Source organism: Actinosynnema sp. (assembly GCF_052038725.1).
The window spans coordinates 1-3922 of the sequence record NZ_JBQGCX010000007.1; the positions used below are offsets into that span (position 1 = coordinate 1).

Annotated in this window: 4 protein-coding genes; all 4 read left to right on the forward strand. The window is 73.0% G+C overall.

The features are described from left to right. On the forward strand, window positions 1–1145 hold a 1145-nt coding region (locus tag ACTUAL_RS00110; RefSeq protein WP_440898817.1), incomplete at its 5' end, for an ATP-binding protein. A gap of 340 nt (window positions 1146–1485) precedes the next feature. Continuing rightward, on the forward strand, window positions 1486–3015 hold the full coding sequence (locus tag ACTUAL_RS00115) for a phage tail sheath family protein (protein WP_440898818.1): 1530 nt from the start codon (window positions 1486–1488) through the stop codon (window positions 3013–3015). 46 nt (window positions 3016–3061) lie between these two features. Beyond that, window positions 3062–3502 (forward strand): phage tail protein, encoded by a 441-nt coding sequence (locus ACTUAL_RS00120; RefSeq protein WP_015801749.1) that lies wholly within the window; start codon window positions 3062–3064, stop codon window positions 3500–3502. Further along, the coding region (locus ACTUAL_RS00125) for a hypothetical protein (RefSeq protein WP_440898819.1) at window positions 3499–3922 on the forward strand (424 nt) is incomplete at its 3' end. The genes ACTUAL_RS00120 and ACTUAL_RS00125, both read left to right, overlap by 4 nt.

Genomic DNA, 3922 nt, shown 5'->3' on the forward strand with positions numbered 1-3922 from the left:
TCGCCGAGGGCGTCCCGCTGCTGCTGCACGGCGCCGCCCACTGGGACCCGAGGTGGACGACCCGGCCCGCCGTCCCGGTGCAGGCGCCCGGATCCGACCCGGACCAGCTGGCCCGCCGCTGGGAGCGCGCGCTCGGCGGCAGCCCCGCGGCCGGGCTCGACCTCGCCGGGCTCGACCTGGCCGCGCTCGCCGCCTACCGGCTCGGCGACGACGAGGTCGGGCACGCCGTCGCCGTCGCCACCGGGCTCGCCGCGCTCGACGGCGGCCCGGTGCGGCAGGAGCACCTGGGCGCCGGGGTGCGCGCCCGCAACGCCGCCGGGCTCGACCGGCTGGCCCGCAGGGTCGTGCCCGCCGTCGGCTGGGACGACCTCGTGCTGCCCGAGCCGACCCGGCGGCAGCTCACCGAGCTGGTCGTGCGCGCCCGGCACCGCGACCGGGTGCTCGGCCAGTGGGGGATGCGGCCCGGAGGCGGTCGCGGGCGCGGCGTGGTCGCGCTGTTCGCGGGCGGCTCCGGAACCGGCAAGACCATGTCCGCCGAGGTGGTCGCCGCCGCGCTCGGCGTCGACCTGTACGTGGTGGACCTGTCGACCGTGGTGGACAAGTACGTCGGCGAGACCGAGAAGAACCTGGAGCGGATCTTCACCGAGGCCGCCGGGGTGCACGGCGTGCTGCTGTTCGACGAGGCGGACGCGGTGTTCGGCAAGCGCTCCGAGGTGCGCAGCTCGCACGACCGGCACGCGAACATGGAGTCGGCGTACCTGTTGCAGCGCATGGAGTCCTTCGACGGGATCGCGGTGCTGACCACGAACCTGAGGTCCAACGTGGACGAGGCGTTCACCCGGCGCATCGACGTGATCGCGGACTTCCCCGAGCCGGACGCCGCGCACCGGCTGCTGCTGTGGGACCGCTGCCTCGGCCGCGTGCTGCCCCGAGACCCGGACGTGGACCTGGGGTTCTGCGCCGAGCGGTTCGAGCTGGCGGGCGGTTCGATCCGGGCCTGCGCGGTGACGGCCGCCTACCTGGCGGCCGAGGCCGACCGGCCGCTGCGGATGGCCGACCTGGTCACGGCGGTGCGCCGCGAGTACGGCAAGCTCGGCAGGCTCGTGCTGGACAGCGAGTTCGGGCACTGGGCGAACCTGGGCTGAGCGCGCGCCCGGCGCGGCCGTGACGACCGCGCTGGGCCCCGCCCGCCCGCCTTCCGGCGCGGTGCTCCCCTTTCCCGACCACCCCGCCAGTGGCGGGGTGCTGACGCGCGCCCAGATCGTGCCCTGCCCCGTGCCCTGCCCCGTGCCCTGTCGCGTGCGCGGACGAGGGCGCGGCCGTGGAGCCGTTGCCCGATCAGGCAACCGGGGTGCACCCGGCCGTGGACCGGCGGTCCTGCCCCCGCGCGCCCGCGGGGGACAGGCTGGGGGAGCCAGAGCGGAACGTCACCGGGCGCCAGCGCCGTCGGGACGGGGAGCGCCAGAAGAGAACGAAGGAGCGAACATGCCGCAGTACCTCTCGCCCGGCGTGTACGTGGAGGAGGTCCAGTCCGGCGCCCGGCCGATCGAGGGCGTGGGAACCGCCGTCGCGGCCTTCGTCGGCTTCGCCGAGCGCGGACCGTTCCACCGGCCCACGCTGGTCGCCAACTGGAACCAGTTCGTCCAGCTGTTCGGCGGTTTCACCGAGGACGCCTACCTGCCGCACGCCGTCTACGGCTACTTCTCCAACGGCGGCGGCTCCGCCTACGTGGTGCGGGTCGGCGGGGAGCGGCAGGAGAGCGCCGAGCCGCCGAAGGCCGAGCCGGTGCGGTTGGGGGCGCTGACCGTGCGGGCGCTGCCCGACGCGGGCGGCGAGGTGTCCGTCGAGGTGGCCGACGCCGACGGGGAGAACCCGCCCGACGACCGGTTCAAGCTCCTGGTGCGCCAGGGGAACCGGGTCGTGGAGACGCACGACGTGTCCATCCGCAAGAACGCCAAGAACTACGTCGCCACCCAGCTCGCCGAGCGCTCCCGGCTGGTGGAGGTGGTCGAGCAGCCCAGCGGCGCGCTCGCCAAGCCCGACAAGCAGACCGTGGCGCTGCCCGGCGCGACCGCCCCGGCGTCCTCGGCCGGCGTGCCCGCGCGGATCGACCCGCAGGAGTACCTGGGCGACGCCGAGGCCCGCACCGGGTTCGGCGGGCTGGAGAGCGTCGACGCGGTCACCATGGTCGCGGTGCCCGACCTGATGAGCTCCTACCAGCGCGGCCAGATCGACCTGGAGGGCGTGAAGACCGTGCAGCTCGCGGTCATCTCGCACTGCGAGCAGATGGGCGACCGGGTCGCCGTGCTCGACGCCCCTCCCGGCCTGACCCCGCAGCGGGTGCGGACCTGGCGGCTGGAGGAAGCGGGCTACGACTCGAACTTCGCCACCCTGTACTACCCGTGGATCAAGGTGTTCGACCCGTCCAGCGGGCGCAACACCTTCGTCCCGCCGTCCGGGCACGTCGCCGGCGTGTGGGGTCGCAGCGACGCCGAGCGCGGCGTGCACAAGGCCCCCGCCAACGAGGTGCTGCGCGGCGCGGTCGACCTGGAGACCGGGATCAGCAAGTCCGAGCAGGACCTGCTGAACCCCATCGGCGTCAACTGCATCCGCGCCTTCGCCGGTCGCGGCATCCGGATCTGGGGCGCCCGCACGGTGTCCTCCGACCCGGCGTGGCGCTACCTGAACGTGCGCAGGCTCTTCAACTACCTGGAGGAGTCGATCCTGATCGGCACCCAGTGGGTGGTGTTCGAGCCGAACGACGACCGGCTGTGGTCCAGCATCCGGCGCAACATCACCGCGTTCCTCACCGAGCAGTGGCGGCAGGGCGCGCTGTTCGGCCGCACCCCGGCCGAGGCGTTCTACGTCAAGTGCGACGCGGAGAACAACCCGGCCGAGTCGATCGACCTCGGCCAGGTCATCTGCGAGATCGGCGTCGCGCCGGTCAAGCCCGCCGAGTTCGTCGTGTTCCGGCTCGCGCAGTTCTCCGACAGCACCAGCCTCGTCAGCGAGTGACCCGCGCGCCCCGCGTGGCGCGTGAAGCAGAAAGGTGAGCACAGCAATGGCTGAAGGCGACGCCCTCGCAACACACATCTTCGGCGTGCAGCTCGGCGGCTACACGGTCGAGTCGCTGCAGGAGGTCAGCGGACTGACCGTCGAGGAGGACGTGGTCGAGGTCTTCCAGGTCACCGCCACCGGCAGGCCGCTGATCCGCAAGCAGCCCGGCGCGCAGAAGGGCGGCGAGGTCACGCTGACCCGCGGCCTCGACCAGAGCGACGAGCTGTCCAAGTGGCTCAACGAGACCCTGGAGAAGGGGGCGGTCAGCGCCGCCCGCCAGAACGTCACCATCGAGATCAAGGACACCGAGGGCAACACGGTGCGCCGGATGCAGCTGATGAACGCGTGGGCCAGCCGCTGGGAGGGCCCCTCGCTCAAGGCAGGCGAGTCCACCGCGGCCTCGGAGAAGGTGACCCTCACGTTCGAGGAGATCAAGGTCGAATGAGGCGCCGGACGATCGCGATCGACCAGCTCGACGAGCTGGTCACCGACAGGCAGCCGGAGCGGGCCCCTTCCGAGGGGCCCTCCTCCCGGCCGGACCCCTCCCGGCAGTGGGACCAGCAGGACCGGGACCGGGGGCCGAGGCTGCGCACCGAGTTCGAGTTCGAGCTGCCGCGCGGCTACGTCGACCAGGACGGGCAGGTGCACCGGCACGGCGTGATGCGGTTGGCGACCGCGCGGGACGAGCTGCGCCCGCAGATCGACCTGCGGGTCAAGGAGAACCCCGGATACCTGAGCGTGGTGCTGCTCAGCCAGGTGATCACGCGGCTGGGCTCGGTGCCCGAGGTGCACGCCGGGGTCGTCGAGCAGATGTACGCCACGGACATCGCGTTCCTGCAGGACTTCTACCGGCGGATCAACAGCG

Coding starts and splice junctions, on each gene's coding strand:
- ACTUAL_RS00115 (WP_440898818.1), top strand. CDS start 1,486: ATGCCGCAGTACCTCTCGCCCGGCGTGTACGTGGAGGAGGTCCAGTCC.
- ACTUAL_RS00120 (WP_015801749.1), top strand. CDS start 3,062: ATGGCTGAAGGCGACGCCCTCGCAACACACATCTTCGGCGTGCAGCTC.